This is a genomic window from Extibacter sp. GGCC_0201 (assembly GCF_017566055.1).
Classification (GTDB): domain Bacteria; phylum Bacillota; class Clostridia; order Lachnospirales; family Lachnospiraceae; genus Extibacter.
Genome location: NZ_JABFCH010000067.1, coordinates 1 through 653, shown reverse-complemented (window position 1 = coordinate 653; position 653 = coordinate 1). Strand labels below are relative to the sequence as shown.

General features: G+C 51.8%; 1 protein-coding gene. It reads right to left on the bottom strand.

Annotated features, from left to right (window positions below; genetic code table 11):
- Positions 1-653, bottom strand: a 653-nt coding sequence (locus HJV72_RS18775; RefSeq protein WP_208073377.1) for a hypothetical protein, incomplete at both ends; no start/stop codon positions are given.

Genomic DNA, 653 nt, shown 5'->3' with positions numbered 1-653 from the left:
GCCACCTTGTCGACATACTCCAGCTGTTCTTCTGCATCAAGCGCCATGAACTCCTCTTCTCCCAGAAGCTCGTCACCGAGCTGCTTGTTCAGCACCTTCGCTATGAGGATCTCCTGCCTTTCCTTTTCAATCTTCGCAAACAGCTGCAGGTTCACCGGCACTATGACATATTCGTTCGTTGCCCCATTGTAGCCCACGCAGGACATGGCCGATATGGCGGATGCCAGCACCTTCTGCATGCGCTGTGCTCCCTCATATATGCCTGATGTGGCTATCAGCATCTCGCCAATCTTCTCGATATTTTCCCTGTACTCCTCTATAATCTCATAAAGGGTTTCCAGCTCCTCACGATAGGAATTGGCGATACGCTGATAGCCGCTCATATCCGTATAGACAGCCCCAGGGCGTCCCCCCATAGAGACCATGCTCCGTATCGTTTCTATGATATAGGTCAGCGTGGAATTAAGCTGGTCATAATGCGCTTTCAAAGCCTCATGCTCGCTTTTCCACTTATCTTCGTCCACGGTCATTCCGTCTGAAAAATACTGGCGGAGGCAGCCTCCGTACGCATCGTTTGCCTCCATCATCTCAGAACAGAAGCCGGCGATTCCCTCTGCTACGGGCTGATGCACCTGCCCGATATAGCTCTTATG